This window comes from Azospirillum aestuarii (assembly GCF_016632405.1).
Taxonomy (GTDB): domain Bacteria; phylum Pseudomonadota; class Alphaproteobacteria; order Azospirillales; family Azospirillaceae; genus Azospirillum; species Azospirillum aestuarii.
Map to the genome: position 1 here is coordinate 71,754 of NZ_JAEPIV010000016.1, position 25,189 is coordinate 96,942.

The 25,189-nt window shown below is 71.0% G+C and carries 21 protein-coding genes; 17 read left to right on the forward strand and 4 right to left on the reverse strand.

Features of this window, described 5'->3' with window-relative positions; all coding sequences use genetic code 11:
• Positions 1 to 63: 63 nt before the first annotated feature.
• Entirely contained in the window at positions 64 to 924 is an 861-nt protein-coding gene (locus tag JJL56_RS22665; RefSeq protein ID WP_200486397.1) for a DMT family transporter, read from the reverse strand.
• 138 nt (positions 925 to 1,062) lie between these two features.
• Between JJL56_RS22665 and JJL56_RS22670 the strand changes: the two genes are divergently transcribed.
• From JJL56_RS22670 to JJL56_RS22730, 13 genes are all read left to right on the forward strand, one after another.
• Positions 1,063 to 2,457 (forward strand): aminotransferase-like domain-containing protein, encoded by a 1,395-nt coding sequence (locus JJL56_RS22670; protein ID WP_200486398.1) that lies wholly within the window; start codon positions 1,063 to 1,065, stop codon positions 2,455 to 2,457.
• A gap of 86 nt (positions 2,458 to 2,543) precedes the next feature.
• The gene (locus JJL56_RS22675) at positions 2,544 to 2,975 is read left to right on the forward strand and encodes a MerR family transcriptional regulator (protein ID WP_200486399.1); all 432 of its coding nucleotides are present in this window, start codon (positions 2,544 to 2,546) and stop codon (positions 2,973 to 2,975) included.
• Between the two features lie 32 nt (positions 2,976 to 3,007).
• Complete coding sequence (locus tag JJL56_RS22680; RefSeq protein ID WP_247891202.1) at positions 3,008 to 3,988, forward strand: arsenic resistance protein; 981 nt, start codon at positions 3,008 to 3,010, stop codon at positions 3,986 to 3,988.
• A gap of 144 nt (positions 3,989 to 4,132) precedes the next feature.
• Positions 4,133 to 5,035, forward strand: coding sequence for a LysR substrate-binding domain-containing protein (locus JJL56_RS22685; RefSeq protein ID WP_200486400.1), 903 nt, complete (start codon positions 4,133 to 4,135; stop codon positions 5,033 to 5,035).
• 95 nt (positions 5,036 to 5,130) lie between these two features.
• Positions 5,131 to 6,504, forward strand: coding sequence for an amidase family protein (locus tag JJL56_RS22690; RefSeq protein WP_200486401.1), 1,374 nt, complete (start codon positions 5,131 to 5,133; stop codon positions 6,502 to 6,504).
• A complete protein-coding gene (locus tag JJL56_RS22695) occupies positions 6,501 to 7,694 on the forward strand; it encodes a CaiB/BaiF CoA transferase family protein (RefSeq protein WP_200486402.1) in 1,194 nt (397 codons plus the stop codon). Before JJL56_RS22690 ends, JJL56_RS22695 begins: the two co-directional genes overlap by 4 nt.
• Entirely contained in the window at positions 7,694 to 8,503 is an 810-nt protein-coding gene (locus JJL56_RS22700; RefSeq protein WP_200486403.1) for an enoyl-CoA hydratase, read from the forward strand. The genes JJL56_RS22695 and JJL56_RS22700 overlap by 1 nt, the downstream gene beginning before the upstream one ends.
• Before the next feature lie 51 nt (positions 8,504 to 8,554).
• On the forward strand, positions 8,555 to 9,541 hold the full coding sequence (locus tag JJL56_RS22705) for an ABC transporter substrate-binding protein (RefSeq protein WP_014199145.1): 987 nt from the start codon (positions 8,555 to 8,557) through the stop codon (positions 9,539 to 9,541).
• 79 nt (positions 9,542 to 9,620) lie between these two features.
• The gene (locus tag JJL56_RS22710; RefSeq protein ID WP_211111941.1) at positions 9,621 to 10,502 is read left to right on the forward strand and encodes an ABC transporter permease; all 882 of its coding nucleotides are present in this window, start codon (positions 9,621 to 9,623) and stop codon (positions 10,500 to 10,502) included.
• 15 nt (positions 10,503 to 10,517) lie between these two features.
• The gene (locus tag JJL56_RS22715) at positions 10,518 to 11,285 is read left to right on the forward strand and encodes an ABC transporter ATP-binding protein (protein WP_200486404.1); all 768 of its coding nucleotides are present in this window, start codon (positions 10,518 to 10,520) and stop codon (positions 11,283 to 11,285) included.
• Entirely contained in the window at positions 11,282 to 12,172 is an 891-nt protein-coding gene (locus tag JJL56_RS22720) for a polysaccharide deacetylase family protein (protein ID WP_200486405.1), read from the forward strand. Before JJL56_RS22715 ends, JJL56_RS22720 begins: the two co-directional genes overlap by 4 nt.
• Positions 12,173 to 12,175: 3 nt before the next feature.
• Positions 12,176 to 12,946 carry a short-chain dehydrogenase/reductase gene (locus JJL56_RS22725; RefSeq protein ID WP_200486406.1) on the forward strand — a complete coding sequence of 257 codons (771 nt, stop codon included), beginning with the start codon at positions 12,176 to 12,178 and terminating at the stop codon, positions 12,944 to 12,946.
• 209 nt (positions 12,947 to 13,155) lie between these two features.
• Positions 13,156 to 13,767 (forward strand): hypothetical protein, encoded by a 612-nt coding sequence (locus JJL56_RS22730; RefSeq protein ID WP_200486407.1) that lies wholly within the window; start codon positions 13,156 to 13,158, stop codon positions 13,765 to 13,767.
• A gap of 43 nt (positions 13,768 to 13,810) precedes the next feature.
• Here the strand turns inward: JJL56_RS22730 and JJL56_RS22735 are convergent, their stop codons facing one another.
• From JJL56_RS22735 to JJL56_RS33960, 3 genes are all read right to left on the reverse strand, one after another.
• Entirely contained in the window at positions 13,811 to 17,890 is a 4,080-nt protein-coding gene (locus JJL56_RS22735) for a tetratricopeptide repeat protein (RefSeq protein ID WP_200486408.1), read from the reverse strand.
• A gap of 12 nt (positions 17,891 to 17,902) precedes the next feature.
• On the reverse strand, positions 17,903 to 18,067 hold the full coding sequence (locus JJL56_RS22740) for a hypothetical protein (protein WP_200486409.1): 165 nt from the start codon (positions 18,065 to 18,067) through the stop codon (positions 17,903 to 17,905).
• Positions 18,068 to 18,276: 209 nt separating this feature from the next.
• Positions 18,277 to 19,119 carry a glycoside hydrolase family protein gene (locus JJL56_RS33960; protein WP_200486410.1) on the reverse strand — a complete coding sequence of 281 codons (843 nt, stop codon included), beginning with the start codon at positions 19,117 to 19,119 and terminating at the stop codon, positions 18,277 to 18,279.
• A 343-nt stretch (positions 19,120 to 19,462) separates the two neighbouring features.
• Between JJL56_RS33960 and JJL56_RS22750 the strand changes: the two genes are divergently transcribed.
• From JJL56_RS22750 to JJL56_RS22765, 4 genes are all read left to right on the forward strand, one after another.
• Positions 19,463 to 20,857, forward strand: coding sequence for an ethanolamine ammonia-lyase subunit EutB (locus JJL56_RS22750; protein WP_200486411.1), 1,395 nt, complete (start codon positions 19,463 to 19,465; stop codon positions 20,855 to 20,857).
• Entirely contained in the window at positions 20,854 to 21,648 is a 795-nt protein-coding gene (gene eutC, locus JJL56_RS22755) for an ethanolamine ammonia-lyase subunit EutC (protein WP_200486412.1), read from the forward strand. Before JJL56_RS22750 ends, eutC begins: the two co-directional genes overlap by 4 nt.
• 116 nt (positions 21,649 to 21,764) lie before the next feature.
• Positions 21,765 to 23,774 (forward strand): NAD(P)-binding protein, encoded by a 2,010-nt coding sequence (locus JJL56_RS22760; RefSeq protein ID WP_211111942.1) that lies wholly within the window; start codon positions 21,765 to 21,767, stop codon positions 23,772 to 23,774.
• Between the two features lie 13 nt (positions 23,775 to 23,787).
• The gene (locus tag JJL56_RS22765) at positions 23,788 to 25,167 is read left to right on the forward strand and encodes an OmpP1/FadL family transporter (protein WP_200486413.1); all 1,380 of its coding nucleotides are present in this window, start codon (positions 23,788 to 23,790) and stop codon (positions 25,165 to 25,167) included.
• Positions 25,168 to 25,189 lie beyond the last annotated feature (22 nt).

Sequence of the window (25,189 nt, forward strand, 5' to 3'; positions counted from 1 at the left end):
CCAATAGCCATAGGCCAAGGTTCCAAACCGGGAAGGATCGGCCGAGGGCGTTGGCGTCGCCGCTCACGCGAAACGTTTCGCTCCGGCGACGCACAGCACGATCAGCCCGGTCACGGCGATCATGCTCCAGGCCACGGGCTCGTTGAGCAGGAGTCCCGCCAGCGACAGCCCGAAAAACGGTTGGAGCAGCTGCAACTGCCCGACCCCGGCGATGCCGCCGAGCGCAAGGCCCCGGTACCAGAAGACGAAGCCGACCAGCATGCTGAAGACGGAGACGTAGGCGAGGCCGATCCAGGCCGGAGCCCCGATGCCCGCCCAGGCGTCCGGCATCGTCGCGAGCGCCGTCCCCGCCATCACCGGCATCGTCAGCACAAGCGCCCAGGAAATGACCTGCCAGCCACCGAGGCGGCGCGACAGCACCGCGCCCTCGGCGTAGCCCAGTCCGCAGAGCAGGATGGCCGCCACCATCAGGCCCGCCCCGGTGAGCGACGCGCCGCCGCCCTGCGCCAGGGCGAAGCCGACGACGGCGAGGCTGCCCAGACCCGAGAACAGCCAGAAGACCGGCTTCGGCCGCTCCCGGCCGCGCAGCACGCCGAACAGCGCCGTGGAGAGCGGCAGGAGGCCGATAAAGACCATGGAATGCGCGGAGGTGATGTGCCGAAGCGCCAGCGCGGTGAGCAGCGGGAAGCCGACGACCACGCCGAGCGCCACCACGGCGAGCGGCGCGAGGTCGCGGCGCAGCGGACGGGCCTGGCGCAGCAGGGCCAGCAGGGCGCCCGCCAGCACGGCGGCGATCAGAGCCCGCGCCGACGTCAGGAACAGGGGCGTGAAGCTGCCCACCGCGACGCGCGTCGCCGGCAGCGATCCGCTGAAAATGAGCACACCCAGCAACCCGCTGCCCCAGCCCCCCGTCGCCCACCGCATCCCATAACCCTTTCCGGTCCTGTGTCCATCGCTGGGCCAACCTAGCGCGGCGGGTGCTGGCGGAGACAGCGACAGTCCAATACAATTTTGCCAAACTGTACTGGTACTGAGAGCGCTACAGATGCCGGAGGCGGCGTGATGACGAGCAGAATTGGCACACGGACCATGGAGGTGATGGACGCGATCCGCCAGAGGATGGCCGACCGCCGGCTGTCTCCGGGGGACCGGCTGCCCTCGATCCGCCGCTTCGCCAGCACCATGGGCGTGTCGCCGTCCACGGTGGTGGAGGCCTTCGACCGTCTCGCTGCGGAAGGCGTGATCCGCTCGCGGCCCGGTTCCGGCTTCTACGTCTCCGGAGCCCTGCCGCCGCTGGCCCTGGCCGAGGCCGAACCGCGCCGCGACCGGGCCATCGATCCCTTCTGGGTGTCGCGCCAGTCGCTCGACGCCGGCGCGGAGATGCTGAAGCCCGGATGCGGATGGCTGCCGGCGGACTGGATGCCCAACGCCGCCCTGCGCCGCGCCATCCGCCGCCTCGCGCACGCCGACGACGCGGTGCTGGCGGACTATGGAAGCACGCGCGGCTCGCTCGCCCTGCGCAGGCTCCTGGCGCGCCAGTTCGCGGAAGAGGGGATCGCGGCGGGTCCCGACCAGATCCTCCTGACCGGTTCGGGAACCCAGGCGATCGACCTGATCTGCCGCTTCCTGCTGCGCTCCGGCGACGCGGTGCTGGTCGACGACCCCTGCTACTTCAACTTCCAGGCCCTGCTGCGCGCCCATCAGGTCCGCATCGTCGGCGTTCCCTACACGCCGCACGGGCCGGACACCGCGCTCTTCGCCGAGGCGCTGGCCGAGCACCGCCCACGCCTCTACATCACCAACTCGGCGCTCCACAACCCCACCGGCGCGACGATGGCGCCGCAGACGGCGCACCGGCTGCTCAAAGCCGCCGCCGCCCATGACGTCACCATCGTCGAGGACGACATCTTCGCCGGATTCGAACCGGACCCCTCGCCGCGCCTCGCCGTCCTGGACGGGCTGACCCAGGTCATCCGGATCGGCAGCTTCTCGAAAACGCTCTCCGCCTCGGTCCGCTGCGGTTACCTCGCGGCGCGGCCGGACTGGGTGGAGGCGCTGGTCGATCTGCAGGTCGCGACGAACTTCGGCGGCCCGAGCCCGGTCGCCGCCGAACTCGTCTTCGCGACCCTCGGCGACGCCGGTTATCGCAAGCATCTCGACGGGCTCCGCCGCCGGCTGACTCGGGCGCGGCGCGAGACGGCGGACCGGCTGGCGGCCATCGGCCTTCACCCCTGGCTGATGCCGCGCGGCGGCTTCTATCTCTGGTGCAGCTTGCCGGACGGCCGGGACGCGGCGGACGCGGCACGGGCGGCGCTGGACGAGGGGGTGGTCCTCGCGCCGGGCAACGTCTTCAGCGTGAACCAATCGGCCGCCGGCTGTCTGCGGTTCAACGTCGCCCAGATGAACGATCCGCGCGTTTTCGAGGTCCTGAAGCGCGCCGTTGCGGCGGAAGGATGAGGTCCCGTTCGGCGACGGATGCGCGCCCGCCCGTCTTGCGCTATCATGAACCCTGGAGTGACTACAGGGTCAAAAGGGGTTTTGTGATGGTGCAGCAGGATCTGTCCATCGGCGCGCTCGGCAAGCTGACCGGCACCAAGGTCGAGACCATCCGCTTCTATGAGAAGATCGGCATCCTGCCGGCCCCGGCCCGCACGGCGGGGAACTACCGCAGCTACGGCCACGACCATGTGCGGCGGCTGACCTTCGTCCGGCGGGTGCGCGATCTCGGCTTTCCGCTGGAGACCGTCCGGGCGATGCTGGACCTGGCGGACCAGCCGGACCGCCCTTGCGGAGAGGTCGACGCCCTGGTGCTCGAACAGCTTCACGAGGTGGAGCGGAAGATCGCCGATCTGGAGCGCCTGCGCGAGGAGCTGGATCGGCTGGCCCACCAGTGCCGGCGCGGCGGCCGGATCGCGGAGTGCCGCATCATCGAGGCGCTGTCGCCCCATCACGAGGACGGCCGCTGCTGCCCGTGATCCGTCGGGTCCCGTAAGCCAGAAAACAATCCATGACCGGGAGCCGAGGCATGGCCGCCATCACCCGCACGGATCTGGAAAACCATCAGGTTTCCGTTTATTTCGCGGCGGTCGCCGCCGGGCTGCTCGCCGCCGCCGTCGTGCCGGGCGACGCCTGGGGAGCGGGGATCAACCCGTCCCTCGCCGCGCTGACCTATGTCACCTTTCTTCAGGTCCCGCTGGGCGACCTGCGGCGGAGCGTCACCAACACCCGCTTTCTGTCGGCCCTGCTGCTGGTCAATTTCGCGGTGGTGCCCTGCATCGTCTTCGGGCTGGCTTCTATTCTGCCCGCGGACCAGTCGGCGGTGCGTCTCGGCGTTCTGCTGGTGCTGCTGGCGCCCTGCATCGACTATGTCGTCGTCTTCACCCATCTCGGACGCGGCGATGCGCGGTTGGTGCTGGCGGCGACGCCGGTTCTCCTGCTCGTCCAGATGCTGCTTCTGCCCATCTACCTCGGCCTGTTCGCCGGGAGGGACGCGGCCGCGCTCATGCAGCCGGGTCCCTTCATCGACGCCTTCGTCTGGCTGATCGCCGTGCCGCTGGCGCTGGCCGGAGCGACGCAGGCCTGGGCGGCGCGCGGCGGTGCCGGACAAGCCGCCGCGAACGCCATGGCGTGGCTGCCGGTGCCGCTCATGGCGGTGGTGCTGTTCCTCGTCGTCGCCGCGGTCGCCGCCGACGTGGCCGCACAGGCGCGGGCCGTGGCCCTCGCCGTGCCGCTCTACATCGCCTTCGCGGTGGCGATGCCCTACGCCGGCCGGGCCGTGGCGCGCCTGTTCCGGTTGGAGACCGGGGCGGCGCGGGCCGTCGTCTTCAGCGGCGGCACCCGCAACTCCCTGGTCGTCCTGCCGCTGGCCTTCGCCGTTCCGGAGGGTGGGGCGCTGGTGCCGGCGGTCGTGGTCACCCAGACCCTGGTGGAGCTTGTGGCCATGCTCACCTACGTCCGCTGGGTGCCGCGCCTCGTGTCCGCGCGCTGAGCCTGCGTTGAGTCCCGCCTGCGAACGGGCGACAACGGCGGCTTCCCGGGCGGCGGCAAGCCACCATGTCATCGTGCTCGCCCGCCCGCGCCGGTAATGGCACTCTGGGAGGAACGGCGGATTTGCGGATGGGGTGTGTGGACCGTGCTTCACCATGATTTGGCGACGCTTCGGCTGTTCGTGAAAGCGTGCGAGCTGAAAAGCCTGAGCCGCGCCAGCGAGTCCCTGAATCTCGCCGTGTCGGCGGCCAGCCGGCGCATCCGGCTGCTGGAGCACGACGCCGGGATGCCGCTGCTGAAGCGGCGCCCGCACGGCATCGAGCCGACCCCGGCCGGGCTGCTCGTGCTCCGCTACGCCCACGACATGGTCTATCTGGGGGCGCAGCTGGAGGCGATGCTCGCCGAATACCGCTCCGGCGTGCGCGGCCATGTGCGGGTCTACGCCTCCTCCTCGGCGCTGGTGGAATGCCTCGCCGCGGACCTCTCGCGCTTCGCCGCCGAAAATCCCGGCATCAAGCTGGAACTGGAGGAACGCCCCAGCGCCGACACGCTGGACGCGCTGTACCGCAAGAAGGCCGACATTGGGGTCATCGTCGGTGGGCGTGGAACGGAAGGGCTCGTCCGCTACCCCTACGCCAAGGACCGGCTGTGGGTGGCGCTGCCGCGCGGGCACCGGCTGGCCGACCGGCCCAGCCTGCGCTTCGCCGAGCTTCTGGACGAGGAGCATGTGGCGCTGGAGGGCGGAACCGCCGTGCACGGCCTGCTCGCCGAGCGGGCGCGGGCGGAGGGCCGTTTCATCAAGGTGCGCGTCCAGGTCCGCAGCTTCGAGGTGATGTGCCAGATGATCAGCCTGGGCCTGGGGGTCGGCGTCCTGCCGAAGCGCGCCGTGCTGCCCCTGTCGAACGCGCTCGGCGTGGAACTGGTCGCGCTCGACGAGGATTGGGCGGAGCGCAGTTTCGAGATTTGCGTCCGATCCCCGGACGCTCTGGACGCGCCGAGCCAGAGGCTCCTGGATTTCCTGCGGGAGCAGGCCCTGCCAAAGCCATGATTTCGAGAAATTCGAAATCAGGTGTGTCGCAATTGTTCTTCTAGGCAACTGTGCAGACCCTCATCATCAGGTCCGGCGATGAGGGAGTGGGCCGAATGTCCTGGACCATCCAGAACCCAGAAGTTCCTGACGACCCAGACGGAGCCGCGCGCGGTTTCGCGGATTGGAGCGGGCTCCCATCGGCCGCCCGCGCGGACACCGCCGCGGCCTGCGCGGCCTGGGCGCCGGAGGTTCAGGCCCGCTTCGGCTGCTTCGTCGCGCTTGGCACCGCCGAAGCGGAAGCCACCGGCCCGCTGGCTGGCCTGCCCTACGCCGCCAAGGACATGTTCGACAGCGTGGGGCGTTCGCCCGGCTGCGGCCTTCCCGGTGCGGCGGAAGATGCCGCCGCCCCGGCACCGGAGCGGGCGGCGGCGGTGCTCGAACGGCTCGACGGGGCCGGGGCGCGGCGGATCGGTTTCACCACCATGACGGCTCTGGCCTACGAGCCTTCCGGCGTGGGCAAGGCGCTCAACCCCTGGAACCGCGAGTTCGTGCCGGGTGGGTCCTCCTCCGGATCGGCGGTCGCGGTGGCGGCCGGCGCGGTGTTCGCCGCGCTGGGGTCGGACACCGCCGGGTCGCTGCGCATCCCCGCGCAGGCCTGCGGCGTCACCGCCTGGAAGCCGACCTACGGCGCGGTCCCGGTCGCCGGGGCGATGACGCTGGCCCCCAGCCTCGACACCATTGGGCTTCTCGCCCGCAGCGCGCGCGACATCCAGCTCATCGCCCCCGTTCTGGCGACGGATATGGAGTTCGCATCCGAACCGCCGGCCCGCGTCGCCATCCTCTCCGACACGCTGGCTGCCTCGGAGCCGCCGATCGAGGCGGCCTGCCGCGAGGCCGTGGAGGCCATCGCCGCCTGCGGCGTCTCACTGGAGGAGCGGCCGGGCCTGCCCGCCATCGAGGCGCTGTCCGACCCCCTCTTCCTCATCCTCCAGGCCGAAGCGGCGGCCCAGCATGGCGGGTTCTCGCTCGCCGCGCGGGACCCGACCCTCGCCCGGCGGCTCGCCAAGGGCCGGGACATCACGCCGGACCGCCTCGCCGCTGCGAAGGCGGCGCTGTCCGCCGCCACGGCCCCCATCCTCGACAGCCTGTTCGGCGCGGCCGGAGCCATCCTGCTGCCGGTCATGCCGATCCGCACGCCGCCGGTCGCCGTGGCCGATCCCGCCTCCCCGGACTTCCGCGCGGCGACGCTCTACCAGCTCAGCGCCTACACCCGTTTCGTCAACGCCCTCGGCCTGCCGGCGGTCGCCGTCCCGGCCGGCTTCGACGACCGCGGGCTGCCGGTGGCGCTCCAGATCGTTGGCCGTCCGGGAACGGACGGCCCGCTGCTGGCGCTCGCCGCGGCGCTGCAGGCGCGGACCGGCTGGCACCGCCGGCGGCCCAGCGACATCACCGATTTTCCCAGCCCTCTTGCAGAGCGTGGCTCATGACCCGATCCGAACCCGCAAAAGCTCTTGAGCACATCCGAGTCCTGGATCTCACGCGCGTGCGCGCCGGCCCGACCTGCTGCCGCGTGCTCGCCGACTTCGGGGCCGACGTCGTCAAGGTCGAGGCGCCGCCGGGCGTCGACCGCAACGAGGGGATGAGCGGCCCCCGCCACGGCTACGACATGCTGAACCTGCACCGCAACAAGCGGTCGCTGTCGCTCAACCTCCGCACCCCGCAGGGCCGGGACCTGTTCCTGGAGCTGGTGCGCACGGCCGACGTGGTGGTCGAGAACTACCGGCCCGACGTCAAGGACCGCCTCGGCATCGGCTATGACGCGCTGCGGGCGGTGAATCCGCGGATCATCCTGGCCTCGATCTCCGGCTACGGCCAGACCGGCCCCTACCGCGACCGCGCCGGCTTCGACCAGATCGCCCAGGGCATGGGCGGCCTGATGAGCGTGACCGGCCTTCCCGGCCAGGGTCCGGTCCGGGCGGGCATCGCGGTCGCCGACAGCGCCTCCGGCCTCTACGCCGCCATCGGCATCCTGGTCGCCCTGTCGGAACGCGAACGCTCCGGCGAGGGGCAATGGGTCCAGACCTCCCTTCTCGAATCCCAGATCGCCCTGATGGACTTCCAGGCCGCCCGCTATCTGGTGGAGGGCGAGGTTCCGCAGCCGGCGGGCAACGACCATCCCTATTCGACCCCCATGGGGGTGATGGCGACGGCCGACGGCCACCTGAACATCGGCGTCGGCGGCGACGGGCAGTGGCAGTCCTTCTGCCGGGCCATCGAGCGCGAGGATCTCGCCGACGCCCCCGAGTTCGCCACGCAGGAACAGCGCTTCCGCAACCGTCCCACGCTCAAGCCGCTGCTGGAGGAGGTGTTCCGCACCCGCAAGACCGCGGACTGGCTGGCGCGGCTGGAGGAGGAAGGGGTTCCGGCGGGACCGATCTACCGCATGGACGAAGTCTTCGCCGACCCGCAGGTCGGGCATCTCGGCATCGCCGTGCCCTGCGAGCATCCCGCCCGCGGCGCCATGCGCCTCGTCGGGCAGCCGGTCGGCCTGTCGCGCACGCCCGCCCGCATCGAGCGGCCCGCCCCCGACGCGGGCGAGCACACGGCGGAGGTGCTGGGCGCCATCGGCCTGTCGGCGGCGGACGTCGCCGCCCTCAAGGCGCAGGGGATCGTCTGATGACCGATCAGGAACCGGGCGCGGTCGGGGGTGTGGTGGGGCTCGAAGTGTCCGGCGGGATCGCCCGCCTGACGCTCGACCAGCCCCGGCGGCTGAACGCGATGACGCTGGAGATGTGGCGGTCCCTGCCCGAGCGCATCGCCCGCGCCGTGGCCGATCCCGAGGTCCGCGTCCTGCTGGTCCGCGGCGCCGGGGAGCGCGCCTTCTCCGCCGGGGCCGACATTTCCGAGTTCGGGACCGTCCGCGCCGACGCCGCCCAGGCCGCCGCCTACGAGGAGGCGGTCTCCGCCGCGACCGAGGCGCTTCTCGAAGCCCCGGTGCCGACGGTGGCCGCCATCCGCGGCATCTGCTTCGGCGGCGGGCTGGAGCTGGCCCTGTGCTGTGACCTGCGGCTCAGCGACGACGGCGCGCGCTTCCGCATGCCGGGCGCCCGGCTCGGGCTCGGCTACGGCTTCCCCCTGGTGCGCCTCGTCGTGCAGCGGATGGGCGCCGCCGCCGCCGCCGACCTGCTGTTCAGCGCGCGCATCGTGACGGCGGACGAGGCGGCGAGCCTCGGCATCGTCCAGCGCGTGGCCGCCGCGTCCGCCTTCGACGGCGCGGTGGAGGACTATCTCGGCCTGATTGCCGGAAACGCGCCGCTGACGCTGCGCGCGGCGAAACGGGCCATGCTGGAAGCGCTGCGGACCGACGGTCCGGCCGACGCCGAAGCGGTGGACGCGCTCGTCGCCCGTTGCTTCGCCAGCGCCGACTACGCGGAGGGGCGTGCCGCCTTCGCGCAAAAACGAGAACCCGAGTTCAAGGGAGTGTAGAGCGGAGGATCGGCCCCACGGGGCGGCGAACCATAAACAGGGAGACAAGTCATGAACTGGAAGCATCTGGGTCTCAACACCATCGGCGCGGTCATCGCCGGATGTCTGGCATTGTCGCCCGCCGCGCGCGCGGCGGAACCCGCTCCCCTGCCGAAGCCGGTCGAGCTGACGGTGGGTTATCAGAAGGTGGGCCATCTCGCCCCGGTGGTGATGATCACCGACGACCTCAAGAAGCTCGGGGTCGAGCTGAAGACGGTCGAATTCGCCCGCTACGCCGACGCGCGCACCGCGCTGCTCGCCGGCTCCCTCGACATGGCCACGGTCGGACCGGCCGACCTCGCGATCTCGCTGGCCCAGGGCGCCACCGACATGGTCGGCATCATGGGCGTCGGCAGCTCCCCGAAGTACGTGATCGGCCGCAAGGGCGTCAAACTCGACAGCTGGGACGACCTGAAGGGCAAGAAGGTCGCCATCGCCCCCGGTTCGGCGGTGTGGTTCCAGTTCGCCGCGACGCTGACCGAGAAGAACATCCCCTACAACAGCTTCCAGGCCGTGAACATCCAGGGCGGCGGCGCTAATTTCGATCAGGCCCTGCAGCGCGGCGAGGTCGACGCCATTGTCACCTGGGAGCCCTTCGAATCCATCCCGGTGATGGAGGGCTACGGCTTCTTCGCCAAGAATCTCGAATACAGCCAGTCCAAGTCGGTCGGCGCGGAACTCGGCATGCTGGCCGCCAACCGCAAGTCGATGGCCGAGAAGCGCCCCGCCATGGAGCGGTTCGTCTGGGCCTATCTGCAGGCGCAGAAGAAGCTCGCCGCCTCGCCGGACGAGTTCACCAAGGCCTATGCGTCGCTGACCGGCCTCGACACCAAGCTCGCCGCCGAGGCGTCCAAGGTGATCGAGCTTGGTTCCGTCACCACCGTCGACCAGATCAAGCGTCAGGCCAAGGCCTTCAACGAGCTGGGCGTCATCCCGAAGGACGTTTCGGGCGACATCGAGAAGTACTGGGACGCCTCCTTCGTCGAGAAGGCGCAGTGATTTGGAACGCCGCCGCCCGCTTCGGCGGGCGGCCTTCCGACAGCGTGGCGGCCGACAAGAATGGCGGAGGACTGGAGAGATGAATGACGCGCCCGCAAGAGCTCTGGACGCGGCCCCCGTGCCGGCGGCTCCGAAGGTGAAGAGCCGGGGCCTGTTCCCGGCGGGCCGCACCGGGGCGGCGCTGCGCGCGGCGCTGCTGCCCTTCCTGGTGATCGCGGCGTGGCAGCTCGCCGGATCGGGCGGCTCGCTGGCCGGCGGGGTCCTGCCGACGCCCGACCGGGTCTGGGACGCCTGGGTCGTCTGGGCCTTCGGACCCCAGGGCATGGGCCTCAACCCCTACAGCGGCACGTGGCTGAGCAACGTGCTGTTCTCGTCGATGCGGGTCGCCCAGGGCTTCGTGCTCGCCATGGCCATCGGCATCCCGGCGGGGGTCATGATCGGCTGGAGCCGGGCCGTGTCCGGCACCGTGGACCCGACGATCCAGCTTCTCCGTCCCATCCCCATCACCGCGTGGCTGCCCTTCTCCATCGCCGTGTTCGGCATCCAGGACATGGGCGCGATCTTCCTGATTGCGCTGGGCGGCTTCTACCCGATCGTGGTGAACGCGACGCACGGCGCCCGCGACGTCGACCGCAACTGGATCCGGGCGGCCGAGATGATGGGGGCCAGCCGGTTCGACGTGCTGCGGCGCGTGGTCCTGCCGGCGGCGCTGCCCGCCATCTTCACGGGGCTGCGCATCGGTCTGGGCATCGCCTGGACGGCGGTGATCGTCTCCGAGATGGTCGCGGTCAAGTCGGGGCTCGGCTACGTGCTGTGGGACGCCTATTACGTCGGCCGCATGGACGTGGTCATCGCCGACATGCTGTCGATCGGGGCCATGGGCCTGCTGAGCGACCGCCTGATCGTCACCGTCGAGCACTGGGCCCTGCGCTGGCGCCGGCTCCAATCCGCCTCGCGCTAAAGCACGGAGACACACATGGGCACCATACGTTTCCGCGAGGTCGTGAAGACCTACCCCGGCAAGGAGCCGGTCGTCGCGCTCGACCGCGTCAATCTCGACATCGGCGAGGGCGAGTTCGTGGCCCTGCTCGGCCCCTCGGGCTGCGGCAAGTCCACCCTGCTCAACCTCATCGCCGGCTTCGAGGACATGACCTCCGGCGCGCTGACCTTCAACGGCGGCACGGTCGACAGCCCCGGCCCGGAACGCGCCGTCGTCTTCCAGGAGGCGGCCCTGCTGCCCTGGTTGACGGTGGAGCAGAACATCGCCTTCGGGCCGAGCGTCCAGAAGCGGCCGCGCGCCGAGTACGAGCCGAAGATCCGCGAACTGCTCCGCATCGTCGGGCTGGAACGCTTCGCCGACTCCCTGCCCTCGCAGCTCTCCGGCGGCATGCGCCAGCGCGTCGGCATCGCCCGCGCCCTGGTCATGGACCCGAAGGCGCTGCTGATGGACGAGCCGTTCGGCGCGCTCGACGCCCAGACGCGCATGAGCATGCAGCAGTTGCTGCTCGACGTCTGGCAGTCGCTCGGCACCACGGTGCTGTTCGTGACGCACGACATCGACGAGGCGATCCTGCTCGCCGACCGCATCTGCATCATGTCGGCCCGGCCGGGGCGGATCACCCGCGAGATCACCGTGGACCTGCCGCGGCCCCGCTCGGTGGACCAGCTGACCGACCCGGCCTTCATCCGGCACAAGGCCGCCATCATGGCCGAGATGCGCGAAGCGCAGAAGGAACACGCATGACCAACCCCCGGATCAGCTACCGCCTGTCCGACGCTCGGCCGACGCTGCCGGACTTCCAGGGGCGGCGGATCATCGCCCATCTGGTCGTCAACGTGGAGAACTGGCGCTTCGACGAGGCGATGCCGCGCACCATCATCACCCCGCCCCACGGGCGGGAGACGGTGCCGGACGTGCCGAATTTCAGTTGGGCCGACTACGGCATGCGCAGCGGCTTGCCGCGCATCCTGAAGCTGTTCCGCGACCGCGGCGTGCCCGCCTCGACCAGCCTCAACGCCGGCGTCATCGACGCCTATCCGCAGGCCGCCGAGGCCATGCTCGCCGCCGGCTGGGAGTTCATCGGCCACGGCATGCACCAGAAGGCGATCAACCACGCGGGCGACGGCGAGGAGGCGCTGATCGAGGCGGCGCTGGACCGCATCCAGCGCTTCACCGGCAAGCGCCCGCGCGGCTGGCTGAGCCCCGGCCTGCGCGAGACGGTGCAGACGCCCGACCTGCTGCGCCGCCAGGGCATCGACCATGTGTTCGACTGGGTGGTGGACGACCTGCCGAGCTGGATGCGCACCGCGCACGGCCCGCTGCTCGCCATGCCCTACAATCTGGAAATCAACGACTCCATCGTCTACGCCATCGAGAAGCACGCGACGGGCGAGATGCTGAGCCGGCTCGGCCACACCCTGCGCCTGTTCGAGCGGGAATGCGCGGAGAACCCGCGCGTTCTGGCCATCGGTCTGCATCCGCACCTGATCGCGGTGCCGCACCGCCTGCACGAGCTGGAAGCCATGCTGGACCTGTTGCAGGCCTCGCCGCACGTCGCCTTCGCAACCGGTCCGGAAATCGCGGACTGGTACGCGGCGGCGGAACCGGCAACGGAATCGGGGGAGGGCTGAACGATGGACCTGAATCTGTCCGGCAAGCGGGTCCTCGTCACCGGGGGCTCAAAAGGCATCGGGCTCGCCTGCGCCGAGGCCTTCGCCGCCGAAGGGGCCCTGCCCGTTCTCGTCGCCCGCGACGCGGCGGCGCTGGAGGCGGCGGCGGCGGGCATCCGCGCGCGTCACGGCGTGGCAGTCGAGACGATGGCCGCCGACCTTGCCGACGGGGAGTCCCGCGAACGCCTCGCCGCGGCGCTTCCCGGCATCGACGTGCTGGTCAACAACGCCGGGGCGATCCCCGGCGGCAGCGTCCTCGACCTCGGCATGGCCGAATGGGAAGCGGCGTGGCAGCTGAAGGTCTTCGGCTACATCCACATGACGAAGCTGTTCGTCGAGGCGATGCGGGAGCGCGGCGGCGGCACCATCGTCAACGTCATCGGCATGATGGGCATGACGCCGCGCTGGGACTACGCCTGCGGCTCGGCGGGCAACGCCGCCCTGATCGCCTTCACCCAGGCGGTGGGCGCCCGCAGCACCGATTGGAACGTCCGCGTCTTCGGGGTGAACCCGTCGGCGACGCGCACCGACCGGGTCGCGGCGGTCTACCGCAAGCGCGCCAAGACGCGCTTCGACGACGAGGAACGCTGGGCCGAGGCCCTTGGCGATCTTCCGTTCGGACGCCTCGCCGAGCCGTCCGAGATCGCCTCCCTCGTCACGCTTCTCAGTTCGCCGCGCGTCGCCTACCTGTCGGGCTCCGTGGTCGACATGGACGGCGGCGGACGGTTCCGCTGACCGGTGGACTCCCCGCCCGGAATGGGGCGGGGGCCGGGCGCCCGCCAAGCGGCAGCAACCGCCCCAACCCTGCAGGATTTGCCGGGAATCACGGAAAAATCGTACCCCGGCCGATGCCACGCACCGGGAAATCCGCCGGCACACCCGACCCGCAAGGGCGGCATGCGAATTGCTTGCGCCGACACAACCTGAACCTGCGGGGCGAGAGTATGAGCATCGAGCGGATTTCCGGGGCGGGCGCCGAGGCTGCGGGCCGGACGTTTCCCATCATCCCACCCTCCCCGTCCCTTTCGGGACGCGGACCGACCGCCGGGCGCACGGCAGCGCCGGACGGTGGTTTTGCTGGCCTGCTGTCCGATGCGGGGGCCTTGCCCCCACCTCAACCACCGTCACTCCCGACGGCTCTGCCCGGTGCGGCATCGCCGACACGGCCCGACACGGAGGAGACCGCCCGCCTTCGCAACGAGCGTGACGTCTATCAGGCGGCGCGCGACGCCGAGGTGCGAAGCCGCCCGCAGGAGCCCTATCCGGCCATCCAGATCGCACTGCCGGTGAACGAGGCCGGCTACCAGCCCTTCGTCACCGCCGATCAGCAGAAGCTGATCGACCGCATCACCGACGGCTACATCGGCAAACCGGCGGCCGAGTTCCTGAAGATGTGGGATGAGTTGCATGCCAACGGCGTGTCGCCGGAGCAGCTCGTCCAAACCGCGACGCATTTCATCAACAGCCGGGGCGACATCGTTCCCCGGGACGAAGCCGTCAAGGACCCCGCGCGGTCGACCGCCACCAGCACGCTCTGGACGCTTTCCGAAGCCTGAGGCCCTCCGGCAAGGGGGCGGGGTGAAAACCGCCTTCCCCCGGTCACCCCGGAAGGGCCTCATGGGATCGCACCCGCTCCGCCAGCGCCTCCGCCAGTTGGGCGACGGCCGGCTCCCAAGCGCCGGGGCCGGGCTGGTGGAACAGACGGAGCGTCGGGTACCAGGGGCTGTCCGTCCGCCGGTCGAGCCAGCGCCAGCAGCCGGAATGCCGCGACAGCACCCAGACCGGCAGGCCCAACCCACCCGCCAGATGGGCCACCGACGTGTCCACGGTGACGACCAGGTCCAGGCAGCGCATCAGCGCCGCCGTGTCCGCGAAATCCGTCACCGCCGCCATCGGGTCGATCAGCTCCATGCCGGGCGGCGGGTCCTTGGCCTGGGCGGCGGGGGTGCCCTTCTGCAGGCTGACGAACAGCGCGTCCCCGGCGGCGGCCAGCGGGGCCAGAGCGGCCAGCGTCAGGCTGCGCCGCCGGTCGACCGCGTTGGCCTTCGGGCTGTGCGGGCGCGGGTCCCCCGACCACACGAGCCCGACCTTGAGCCTCCCGTCCGCGGGCAGGCGCATGCGCCACCGCTCCACCTCCGCCCGATCGGCGGACAGGTAGGGAACCGCCGCGGGAACACTGTGAAGCTCCGTTCCGAAGGCCCGCGGCAGGCTGAGCAGCGGGCAGTGGAACTCCGTTGCCGGCAACCCGCCATACAGGTCGTGCACGCCCTCCAGTCCGGGAATGCGCTCCATCAGACGCCGCAGACCGCTGTGAACGGCCAGATGGACCCGGCCGCCCCGCTCCGCCACCAGCGGGGCGTAGCGCACGAATTGCAGCGTGTCGCCATGGCCCTGCTCGGCGTGCAGCAGGACGCTGCGGCCCTCCAGCGGTTCGCCGGTCCACAGTCGGCCTGGCGCCTTGGGAACGGGAATCTCGCCGATCCGCCAGCGCTCCTCGTAATGCTCCCACCCTTCCCGCAGCCGGCCGCCGGTCAGCAGCACCAGCGACAGGTTGAAGCGGGCCTGGGCGCTCTCCGGGTCCCGTTCGACGAGGGTGCGGAACCCGGCCTCCGCCTCCTCCAGGCGCCGCAGGTCCAGGCACAGAACCGACAGCGCGTTGAGGGCGGCGCCATGGCCCGGCACCAAAGCCAGGGCACGGCGGCACAGCGTCTCCGCCACCCGGAAATCCGGCAGCCCGGCCGCCGAGGAGCGGATGGTTTCGCCCATGTTGGCATAGGCCACCGGATGCGCCGGGGACAGCGCCACCGCGCGCCGGTAATGGTCGAGGGCCAGGGCGGTGTCGCCGCGCTCCTGCAAGGCGCTGCCGGCGTTGTTCCAGGGGTCGGGATAGCCCGGACGGAGTTGGATGGCCCGGCGGTAGTGGCGTCCCGCGTCCTCCCGGCACCGCAGACCGAGCAGCGCACCACCGAGGTTGTTGAGCGCCTCCGGAAAATCGGGTGCGAGCGCGAGCGCCCGTTGCAGCATTGGCAGGGCTTTGGCATGCGCGCCGCCCTTCAACGTCAGATCGGCCCGCTCGCGCCACGCATGAGCCGCCTCCGGGGCGAGGCGGAGGACGCGCCCGAGCAGCCGTTCGGCCAGATCCCGGTCGCCGCGCTGCCCGGCCAATCGCGCGGCGTGGCCCAGCGCCTCCCCGTCGGTGGGGAGGAGCGCCAGCCCCCGGCGGCCGGCCCGTTCGGCCAGGACGGCCTCACCCCGTTCCAGCGCCGCATGGCCAAGGGTGCGCCAAGCATCCGGCAACAGGGGCGACAGATGCACCGCGCGCCGGGCCTGCCGGTCGCCGTCGCCCGGCCGGCCGGCGGCCACCGACAGTTTGGCGAGGTTGACCCACGGCTCGGCATAGGCGGGGTCGAGCGCGACGGCCTGCCGGAAGCACAGGACGGCGGTCTCCGTACGATCGGCGGAGCGGCGGCACTCACCCAACGAGTTGCGGAACGTGGCGCGACCCGGCTCGACGGACATGGCGCGGTCGATCCACTGCCCCGCCCCGGTCTGGTCCCCACCGGCCAGATTCGTCAGCCCGAGGAGGTGCAGCGCGTCGCCCCTCGCCGGATCGGCGGTCAGTGCCCGGCGGTAGCCGGCGGCGGCCTCCGTCAGGCGTCCGGAGCGGTGGGCGGCGACCGCCGCCTGCAACCCCGCCCCGAGGGGATCGCCCCGAAGCGCGCCCGCTGGATCGGGCGCCCGATCCGTTGTCCGCCCGGCGCCCGGTCCGGGATCGTCGCCGCCGGAAACCCGCTTGGCCAAGGCGGCGGCCAGCCGCGCGACCGGGGCCTCCCAAGCGCCGGGTTCCTCCTGGTGGAACAGACGCATGGTCGGGTACCAGGGACTGTCCTCCCGGTGGCCCAGCCAGCGCCAGCAGGCGTCGAATCGCGACAGCACCCAGACCGGCTTGCCCAGCCCGCCCGCCAGATGGCAGACCGAGGTGTCGACCGTCACCACGAGATCGAGTTCGTCGATGAAGGCCGCGGTGTCGGCGAAGTCGCGGATGTGGCCGGTCCAGTCGATGACCTTCATCCCCGTGGGCGGCGCCTTGGCCTGGGCGCCCGCCTCCCCGATCTGCAGGCTGTAGAAGGCGATGTTCGGAATGGCGGCCAGGGGCGCGAGAGCGTCCAGCGTCAGGCTGCGCCGACGGTCGACGGAGTTGGCCTTGAGATCCCCCTTGCGCGGCTCGCCCGCCCAGACGAGGCCGACCTTCAGCCGCCGCTCCCCGGCCAGACGCTCCCGCCATGCCGGACGGTCGCTCTCGCTGGCGCGCAGATAGGGCATGGCGTTGGGAATGCTGTCCAGCCGGGTCCCGACCAGCCGGGGAAGGCTGAGCAACGGCGCGCACAGATCGCAGGGCGGCGGCGGCTCGTCCATTCCGTGAACCGCCATGACGCCGGGTGTGTTGGCAAGCAACCGCTTCAACAGCGGCTGAACGTGCAGGTGCACGCGCCCGCCGCGCTCGGCCAGCAGGGTGGCGTAGCGGACGAAATGCAGGGTGTCGCCATGCCCCTGTTCCGCGGTCAGCAGGATGCTCCGCCCGTTCAGGGGGCCACCGTCCCAGGCCGGGGCATAACGCGGGTAGCCAGCGCCCCACATCGACCAGCGCGCCTCGTACAGCGCCCAGCCACGGGCGAAATCGCCGCGCTGCAACAGGGTCATCGACAGGTTGAAGCGGGCCACCGTGCTGTCCGGGTCCAGGCGCAGGGCGCGCTTGTTCCAGCGGATGCTCTCCTTGCCCTGATTCCGGGCGTGCAGGAGCAGGGCGACGTTGACCAGGATGCCGGAGCTGCCCGGCTCCAGGATCAGGGCGCGCCGGATGGCGGCGGCACCGCGCGCGAACTCGCCCTTCATCATCCAGGTCAGGGAATCCTGAGCGTCCGCCTCCGCCGCCATGGGGTCGATGCGGCGGCCCCGCCCCGTGGTCCGCAAGGCCCCTTCCAGGTCGCCGTCGTGCATCAGGCCGAAGGCGAGATGGTTCATCGCCTGGGCAAGGCCCGGGTCCAGCGCGACAGACTGGCGCAGCACGTCCAGGGCGCGGCGGGTTTCCTTGATCTCGCACAGGGCGATGCCGTAGGCGGCCCTGAGGCCGGAATCGCCCGGGTCGGACAGTGCCGCCCGGCGCAGCAGCCGGGCCACCGTGTCCGGCTGGTTGATCGGCTGGAACATCGTCGCCAGATTGCGCCATCCGGTGGCGAAGGCCGGGTCGAGGATCAGGGCGCGGGCGGCCAGATGCCGTGCCGCGCGCCCGTTTCCCGTGTCCTTCATCATCAGCCCGAAGGCGGCCAGCGCCTTGGGATAGGCCGGGCGCAGCCGCAGCGCCCGCGTGAAGGCGACGGTCGCCTGCGCCTTCCGCCCGGTCATGCGCAGGGACTCGGCCAGATTGTGCATGGCCTGGGCGCGCTCCGGCGCGAACAGCATGACGCGGGCGAAACAGCGGGCGGCGAGGCGGTTCCGTCCATCCCCGAGCGCGATGCCCCCCAGTCGGAGCCATGCCTCCTCGTTGGAACCGTCGATGGACAGCAGGCTGCGCAGCAGCGCCTCCGCCGCATCGGGTTGGCCGGAACGTTGGAACCGGATCGCATCGGCGATGGGATTGACGATCGCGCCGGCGGGGAGGGAGGGAGGTTTGGGCGGCATGATATCGCTGGGTCAGGGACCGTGGAAATGCGGCAGGGCCGGCGGCGCGACTGCGACGATCGGTCCGCCGGTGCCGTCGGACGGTAGGGCATCGCGTCGGGAGATGGCGACGACGGCCCGACGGAAGCAACGGCCCCGCACCATGGCAGGCGGATCGTCGAGGGAGGTTGGCATCATGCGGAGGCTCCGAGCAGAGGACAGGATGCTATCCTCGGAACGGCCTGCTTCCTCCACTGAATTGTGCCGCCAGCGTTAAAAATGTCCTTGAGCGGCGTGTTGCAGCCGCTCCGCGGTTGCGTGATCGGTGACAGAGGGCACGACGACGGAATCCGCTCCGTGCCCTTGTCAATGGAACGCCGATGGCGATGGATGTCCGTAAGCCGCGGTCAGCCCCGGGCGCGACGCGCACGCCACAACAGCGCCAGCGTCACCACCAGGCCGGTGGCCAGGACCGCAACCGCCGGCGATGGCGCCCATCCGAGCAACCGGGCGATGCCGTGGATCTGGTCGGTCACGCCCTGTGCCTGGGCCGCCGCGTCCTGTGCCTGCTCGGCGAGGTCCTGCACCTGCCGGGTCACCTGCAGCACCGGCGCCAGCACCTCCGCCACGACGCCGAGCGAGCCGCCGATCGCCAGCGTCCCTGCGGCGGCCCGGACGGCGCCGGCCGGCACGGAGGAGGACGCCGGCTCGACCGTCTGCGCCATCGGACCGTCGTCGAGCGCGCGGCGCCAGTCCGCCCCGCGGAACAGCAGCTCCTCGGCACGCCGGCGCCGCACCAGGCCGGGCAGCACCCGGCCGCCGCCATAGACCCATGCGGCGAACTCGGCCGCGGCACCGGCGCCGTCGCCGGCGTTCAGCTTGCGCAGCAGGGTCGAGGGCTTTCCGCTGCGCAGGCGGACGAAGCCGTCCTTTCCGGGGTCCTTGCCCTTCCTGGGCCGGCCCGGCCCGACGTTGAAGACGAAATCGATCAGCGCGGCCCGCTGCCCGTCGGTGAGGGGCACGGTCACCGCGCCGTCCACCACCGCGGCCGCCTCGGCGAGGTCGGCGGCGAGCAGGCGCTCGGCCTGGTCGGTGGTTATGGCGTCGCCCGCGGTCACGGCCTGGGTGTGGCCGTAACCGATGGTCCAGACACCGGCAGGGCAGCGGTACGCGGTTTGCGACAAACCCTCGAAATGGCGGGCCAGATCGAGGGCGGCGGACGGCGGAGCCGCCCGAAGGGTGGTGGTCATGGTCGCTCCTGCGGAGGGTCGGGAACAAGCGTCGTTCGGGGCCGGGCGGGGCCGCACCGGTGGCGGAAAACACGGCCAAAACGACGACGCCCGCCGCGGCGGAGCCGGGCGGGCGCAATTCGAGGACTGACTCCCGCCAATAAGGATTATTTTCCTTGATTTGTCCAGCGTTTTCTTTGCCCCGGATGCGGGGTCCGGGCGCGGCCCGATCTTTCCGTGGTCGGCATGCCGATGCCGGACGGGGCGCTGGACGGAACGTGTCGGCGCCCCCACACTCAACAGCGGGGACATCGCGCGGGCGGCGGGTTGAGCGGACGAACCGAGGAGAGGGAGAGGGGACGCCATGGCATTCGCCCACACTCTGGCCGGGACGCGGTACGGGTTTCCCGATCTGAAGACGCTGCTCGCCCGCGCCTCGCCGCCGCGCTCGGGCGATGCGCTGGCCGGGCTGATCGCCGCCAGCGCGGCGGAGCGGGTGGCCGCGCAGATGGCCCTGGCCGACCTGCCGCTGCGCCATTTCCTGACGGAGGCGGTCGTTCCCTACGAGGCCGACGAGGTGACCCGGCTGATCGTGGACAGCCACGACGGCGCCGCCTTCGCCCCGGTCGCCCATCGGACGGTCGGCGGCTTCCGCGACTGGCTGCTCTCGGAGGCGGCGGACGCGGCGGCCCTGACGGCGCTCGCCCCCGGCCTGACGCCGGAGATGGTCGCGGCGGTGTCGAAGATCATGCGGCTGCAGGACCTGATCGCCGTCGCCGCCAAGACCCGCGTCGTCACGCGCTTCCGCAACACCATCGGACTGCCGGGACGCCTCTCCACCCGCCTGCAGCCCAACCACCCGGTGGACGACCCGCGCGGTATTGCCGCCAGCGTCCTCGACGGGCTGATGTACGGCAGCGGCGACGCGGTGATCGGCATCAACCCGGCGACCGACAGCGTGGAGGCAATGACCACGCTCCTGGAGATGCTGGAGGAGCTTCGCCTGCGCACCGGCGCGCCGATCCAGTCCTGCGTGCTCGCCCATGTGACCACGGCGCTGCGGGCCATGGAGCGCGGGGCGCCGGTCGATCTGGTCTTCCAGTCCATCGCCGGGACGGAGGCCGCCAACCGTGCCTTCGGCGTCGCGCTGGCCCTGCTGGACGAGGCGTGGGAGGCCGGACGGGCGCTGAACCGCGGCACGGTCGGCGACAACCTGATGTATTTCGAGACCGGCCAGGGCAGCGAGCTGTCGTCCGGCGCGCATGAGGGGGTGGACCAGCAGACGGTGGAGGCGCGCTGCTACGCCGTCGCCCGCCGCTACCGCCCGCTTCTGGTCAACACGGTGGTCGGCTTCATCGGGCCGGAATACCTCTACGACGGCAAGCAGATCACCCGCGCCGGGCTGGAGGACCATTTCTGCGCCAAGCTGCTCGGCCTGCCGATGGGCTGCGACGTCTGCTACACCAACCACGCGGAGGCCGACCAGGACGACATGGACGCTCTGCTGACCCTGCTCGGCGTGGCCGGCTGCACCTTCATCATGGGGGTGCCGGGGGCCGACGACATCATGCTGAACTACCAGAGCACCTCCTTCCACGACGCGCTCTATGTGCGTCAGGTGCTGGGCCGCCGCCCGGCGCCGGAGTTCGAGGCGTGGCAGCAGGCCGCCGGCATCGCCGATTCCACCGGGCGCCTGCGCTTCGACCCCGCCGCGTCCTGCCTTCCGCCCGCCTTGCCCCTGCCGGAGGAACAGCCATGACGGAGTCCGAACCGGTGGCCCTCCCCTCCCCGGCCCAACCCGACCGCTGGGCGCATCTGCGCCGCTACACCGACGCGCGGATCGCGCTGGGCCACGCCGGGAGCGGCCTGCCGACCGCCGCCCACCTCGCCTTCCAGGCCGCGCACGCCCAGGCGCGCGACGCGGTGCACACGCCGCTCGACGCCGCGGCGCTGCTGGCGGCGCTGGAGGAGCGCGGCTGGCCGGCGGTGCCGGTGAGCAGCGCGGCGCCGGACCGCGCCGCCTACCTGAAGCGCCCGGACCTCGGCCGGCAATTGTCGGAGGGGTCGCGGCGCCGCCTGTCGGAGCCGGTCCGTGCGCCCGACGTGGTGCTGGTGGTCGGCGACGGGCTGAGCGGCACCGCCGTGCAGGCCAACGCTGTCGCGGTGCTGGAGGCCCTGATCCCGAAACTCCAGGCGGCCGGGCTGCGGGTCGGGCCGGTGGTGGTGGCGGAACAGGCGCGGGTGGCGCTGGGCGACCCGGTCGGCGCGCTGCTCCAGGCGCGGGCGAGCGTCGTCCTGATCGGCGAGCGGCCGGGGCTGAGCGCCGCCGATTCACTGGGCCTCTACCTGACCTGGGAGCCGCGGCCGGGCCGGGTGGACAGCGAGCGGAACTGTATCTCCAACGTCCGAGTCGGCGGCCTCCCCCCCGCCGCCGCCGCCGCCCAGGCGGCCGCCCTGCTCACCGCGATGTTCGCCCAGCGGCGGTCTGGCATCCTGCTCGACAGCGCGGCTCCCGCCACTCCTCCGGCCCTGTCGGGCGGCGTTCCGTAACCGATCCGCACCGGTGCGGCGACGGAATGTTCGCATTCGTCTTAATCCCATTGCGACAACCGGCGATGCCAAGCACAATCTCCCGGCAAAACAACCGGGGGCTCGGGGTGGCTGCGATGGGAAAGACACGTGTGCTGGTGCTCGGCGGCGGGCTTGGGGGCGTGTCCGCCGCGTTGACTCTCACGGCGACCGAGGCGTTGCGCGAAAAGTTCGACGTGACGCTGGTCAGCCACGGCTGGCGGCTGGGCGGCAAGGGGGCCAGCGGCCGCAACGCCAAGCAGGGCCAGCGCATCGAGGAGCACGGGCTGCACATCTTCCTGGGCTTCTACGACAACGCCTTCCGGATGGTGCGCGGCGCCTACGCGGAGTGGGACGAGCCCGCCGACTACGCCTTCCAGACCTGGCAGGACGCCTTCCGCCCGCTGTATCAGGTGACGCTGATGCAGGACATCCCGCGCTTCGGCAAGACCCGCTGGCACTCCTGGAACCTGAACTTTCCCGAACGTTCCGGCACGCCCGGCGATCCGCGCTCGCTCGGCCCGAACGGCTTCGCCGCCTTCCTGATCGGCGCGCTGCAAAATCTGGTCGCCAAGCACGACCATCTGCCCGGCCACCTCACCGCGAAGCTCGGGCTGGACGCTCTTGAGAGGGCGCGCGCCTACATCGAGGAGGCGGGCGACGGCGCCCTCGACCACGGGCTGATCGTCGATCTGCTCAAGCTCGTCCAGAAGGGTCTCCAGACGGTTTTGGAACCGCTGCTGAAGCTGTCGGATGAAGGCTGGGAGTTCGCCTGCTTCGCCGATTTCGGCCTCGCCTTCGCCATCGGCTGCTTCGCCGACGTGCTGCCCTACGGCAAGGACGGCTTCGACCGCATCAACGGCGAAGACTTCCGCGAATGGCTGCAGAAGAACGGCATCTCCGACACCTTCGCGTGGTCGGCACCGGTGCGCCTGCTCTACGACATGTGCTTCTCCTACAAGAACGGCGAAGCGACCGACGGGCCGGAGAACGCGCGCTTCGCCGCCGGCGCCGCGGCGGAGATCCTTCTGCTGATGGGCTTCGCCTACAAGGGCGCGCCGCTGTGGAAGATGAACGCCGGCATGGGCGACACCGTCTTCACGCCCGCCTGGTTCGTGCTGAAGCAGCGCGGGGTGGACATCAAGCTGTTCCACCGCCTGACCAAGCTGGAAACCTCGGAGAACGGCGCCTGGGTGGAACGGGTGCGCCTGAACCGGCAGGTCGATCTCGTCAACGGCGCCTATGACCCGTTCGTCAAGGTCGGCTACGGCGACGACGGGAAATGGCTCTACTGCTGGCCGTCCGAGCCGGACTGGAGCCAGATCGTCGACGGCGACAAGATCCGCGACGCCGGCATCAATCTGGAATCGGTGTTCTGCCACTGCACCGCCGGGGAGTCGGTGCTGGAGGTCGGCAAGGATTTCGACCTCGTCGTCCTGGCCATGCCGCCCGCCGCGCTGGCCGACCCGGCGGCCGAGTTGATGGACGCCAATCTGCGCTTCAAGCAGATGGTCGAGGTCACCCCGGCGGTGCCGACCCAGGCGGTCCAGCTCTGGATGACGCCGAGCATCGAGGAGATGGGCTGGAAGGCCGGCCCGACCGCCATGACCAGCTATGTCGAGGAACTCGACAGCTGGGGCGAGATGAGCCACCTGATCCCCGCCGAATCCTGGCCGCCCGGCACCGTCAAGGCCGTGGAGTATTTCTGCGGCACCGCCCGCTGGCCGGCCGGCGCCCCGCCCTACGCCTGCGGCCTGCCGCAGCGGATGGCCGCGGACGTCCGCCGGGATGCCACGGAGTGGCTGAACGCCAACATCGGGGTGCTGTGGCCCAACACGGTCAAGGACGGCGTGTTCGACCAGAGCCAGGTCTATTCCTCCTACTACCGCTACAACCTCGACCCGTCGGAACTCTACGTGCAGTGCTTCCCGGCAACGGTGGAGACCCGGCTGAAGCCGGGCGACAGCGGCTTCGTCAACGCCTTCCTGGCGGGTGACTGGACGCGGACCTGGTTCAGCGCGGGCAGCGCCGAGATCGCCGTCCTTTCCGGAAAGCAGGCCGCCGAGGCCATCGCCCGTCAGACCATCGACCTCACCCCGTCCGATTGAGAATCCTGATTCGATGCGCGTAATCGCAGCTTTTGCCGCGGCGGCCACCCTGGCCGCCGCGTTTCCCTCCCATGCCACCGACGTCTACACCTTCGAAGGGTTCGGGCCCGTGTCCATGGGCATGGGCGGCACGGGGGCGGCGTCCGACATCGGCGGCGCCGCGATGATCCTCAACCCGGCGACCCTGACGCAGCGCTCCTCCTCCTATCTGGAGGGCGGGCTGGTGGTCGCCGCCCCGACCGGGCTGCGCGCCACGCAGACGCGGACCGGCGAGGTGGCGCACGGCAAGGACACCTTCCCCTTCCAAGGCTACTACATCCCCCAGGGCGGGTTCGTCTGGCGGCATGAGACTCTGGCCCTTGGGCTTGGCGCCTACGCCCAGGGCGGTTTCGGCACCGATTACGGCGAGGGCAGTTTCATGGCCCGCCTGCCGTCCGGCGTCGACAGCGGGCTGCGCACCAGCAGCGAGGCGATGTTCATGCGCGTCCCGCTGGCCGCCGCCTGGGACGTGACGCCGAAGGTCACGGTGGCGGGCGCCATCGACTATGTGCGGGCGGGGCTGGGCTTCCGCGTTCTTCAAGGGGCCGACCAGCTCGGCGCGCTGGCCGCCACCGGGCGGCTGACCGGACAGGGGCCGATGCTGCCGGCGGCCAGCGCCATGGTCGGGATGGGCGGCGGCGTCTATTTCGACATTTTCGACCCGTCCATCACCCGCGCCGGAGTGGAGGGCGACGGGGTGAGCGGCCGGCTCGGCCTGACCTGGAAGCCGCAGGCCGAGACCACCATCGGCGCCTTCTACCAGTTCCGCACGGCGCTCAACAACCTGACCGGCGACGGCTCGGTGATCGTGCTGGCGCCCGACGGCTCAAGGCTGACCCAGCCCGCGAAATACACGTTGGGGAATTTCCAGCTTCCCGCCGAGTTCGGCATCGGCGTCAGCCATCGGCTGCGGCCCGACCTGACCGTCGCCTTCGACTACCGGCGTGCCTTCTGGGCGCAGGCCCTGCGCCAGTACAACATCCGTGTCGACGTGCCGGGCCTCGGCACGGTGTGGGAGACGCTGCCGCAGCGCTACCGCGACATCAACATCTTCGCCGTCGGCGGCGCCTATCAAGTGACCGACGCGCTGACCCTGCGCGCCGGCTTCCGCTGGGCCGACAAGACCGCCCCGGCGCAGGACATCGTCTCGGTCATCCCGGTGGTCATCACCAAGCACGCCAGTTTCGGCGCCGGCTACGCCTTCTCCGAGACGCTGCGTCTGGACGCCGCCTATTCCCACGGCTTCCAGGAGTGCGTGAGCAACGGCACGCCGCCCAACGGCTCCGCCGTCAATCCGGGAAAGTTCTGCAACGGAACCGACATCGTGGCGCTGAGCCTCAGCGCCTCGTTCTGACGGCCTTTCGTACCTGAAGAAC

Excerpts from the sequence above, each read along its gene's own strand:
- eutC (WP_200486412.1), top strand. The coding sequence starts at position 20,854 with ATGACGGAGTCCGAACCGGTGGCCCTCCCCTCCCCGGCCCAACCCGAC.
- JJL56_RS22705 (WP_014199145.1), top strand. The coding sequence starts at position 8,555 with ATGAACTGGAAGCATCTGGGTCTCAACACCATCGGCGCGGTCATCGCC.
- JJL56_RS22670 (WP_200486398.1), top strand. The coding sequence starts at position 1,063 with ATGACGAGCAGAATTGGCACACGGACCATGGAGGTGATGGACGCGATC.
- JJL56_RS22730 (WP_200486407.1), top strand. The coding sequence starts at position 13,156 with ATGAGCATCGAGCGGATTTCCGGGGCGGGCGCCGAGGCTGCGGGCCGG.
- JJL56_RS22715 (WP_200486404.1), top strand. The coding sequence starts at position 10,518 with ATGGGCACCATACGTTTCCGCGAGGTCGTGAAGACCTACCCCGGCAAG.
- JJL56_RS22690 (WP_200486401.1), top strand. The coding sequence starts at position 5,131 with ATGTCCTGGACCATCCAGAACCCAGAAGTTCCTGACGACCCAGACGGA.
- JJL56_RS22760 (WP_211111942.1), top strand. The coding sequence starts at position 21,765 with ATGGGAAAGACACGTGTGCTGGTGCTCGGCGGCGGGCTTGGGGGCGTG.
- JJL56_RS22735 (WP_200486408.1), bottom strand. The coding sequence starts at position 17,890 with ATGCCGCCCAAACCTCCCTCCCTCCCCGCCGGCGCGATCGTCAATCCC.
- JJL56_RS22765 (WP_200486413.1), top strand. The coding sequence starts at position 23,788 with ATGCGCGTAATCGCAGCTTTTGCCGCGGCGGCCACCCTGGCCGCCGCG.
- JJL56_RS22675 (WP_200486399.1), top strand. The coding sequence starts at position 2,544 with ATGGTGCAGCAGGATCTGTCCATCGGCGCGCTCGGCAAGCTGACCGGC.
- JJL56_RS33960 (WP_200486410.1), bottom strand. The coding sequence starts at position 19,119 with ATGACCACCACCCTTCGGGCGGCTCCGCCGTCCGCCGCCCTCGATCTG.
- JJL56_RS22740 (WP_200486409.1), bottom strand. The coding sequence starts at position 18,067 with ATGATGCCAACCTCCCTCGACGATCCGCCTGCCATGGTGCGGGGCCGT.
- JJL56_RS22720 (WP_200486405.1), top strand. The coding sequence starts at position 11,282 with ATGACCAACCCCCGGATCAGCTACCGCCTGTCCGACGCTCGGCCGACG.
- JJL56_RS22700 (WP_200486403.1), top strand. The coding sequence starts at position 7,694 with ATGACCGATCAGGAACCGGGCGCGGTCGGGGGTGTGGTGGGGCTCGAA.
- JJL56_RS22725 (WP_200486406.1), top strand. The coding sequence starts at position 12,176 with ATGGACCTGAATCTGTCCGGCAAGCGGGTCCTCGTCACCGGGGGCTCA.
- JJL56_RS22665 (WP_200486397.1), bottom strand. The coding sequence starts at position 924 with ATGCGGTGGGCGACGGGGGGCTGGGGCAGCGGGTTGCTGGGTGTGCTC.
- JJL56_RS22710 (WP_211111941.1), top strand. The coding sequence starts at position 9,621 with ATGAATGACGCGCCCGCAAGAGCTCTGGACGCGGCCCCCGTGCCGGCG.
- JJL56_RS22695 (WP_200486402.1), top strand. The coding sequence starts at position 6,501 with ATGACCCGATCCGAACCCGCAAAAGCTCTTGAGCACATCCGAGTCCTG.
- JJL56_RS22750 (WP_200486411.1), top strand. The coding sequence starts at position 19,463 with ATGGCATTCGCCCACACTCTGGCCGGGACGCGGTACGGGTTTCCCGAT.
- JJL56_RS22680 (WP_247891202.1), top strand. The coding sequence starts at position 3,008 with ATGACCGGGAGCCGAGGCATGGCCGCCATCACCCGCACGGATCTGGAA.